At 43.4% G+C, this 500-nt stretch carries 1 protein-coding gene; it reads right to left on the bottom strand.

Features of this window, described 5'->3' with window-relative positions:
* The coding region (locus tag N1032_RS28210) for a hypothetical protein (protein ID WP_259544065.1) at positions 1-474 on the bottom strand (474 nt) is incomplete at its 3' end.
* Positions 475-500: the final 26 nt, after the last annotated feature.

Genomic DNA, 500 nt, shown 5'->3' with positions numbered 1-500 from the left:
ACCATCCTCAAACATGAAACACATTTCATTAATCCCCGTAGAGATTTTCTTAGTTGATTTGTTTCCGTTGCTGATATATTGGATAGCTAATTGTGTTTCTGCTGGATTCTGGAAAGGAACCATATAGACATTAACGCCTAATCGCTGTAGCTGTTTGGCTCTGGCTTCGGGGTCATTAGAGTTAATCCCCATATCGTGAGGGGTAACTAATGGTACAGCGCTAAACTCACTGTTAAGGATGATACTAGCTACTGTGCGTGGGCTACGGGCTTCTATAGAGCTATCTAAGTAATGCTCCTGATAGATGTAATATTTATCGTTGTCAGGGTCATAGAGAGCCAGTATTAACACTGTAGGGTCTGTTACTTCACCTGCATCTATTCCCCACACTACCCGCCAGTGTGGTAAAGGGTAAATATTTGATTCTGTAATGCTGTCATCATCGAACTGAAATACAGCCTCATTCCCCAGCACTGGTAGGCCATGCCTACGCATTGCCC

Origin of the sequence: Herbiconiux daphne (assembly GCF_024979295.1) — a bacterium.
Lineage (GTDB): Bacteria > Actinomycetota > Actinomycetes > Actinomycetales > Microbacteriaceae > Herbiconiux > Herbiconiux daphnes.
Note: the sequence above shows the minus strand (reverse complement) of the source record. Positions and strands in the feature narration are given on the sequence as shown.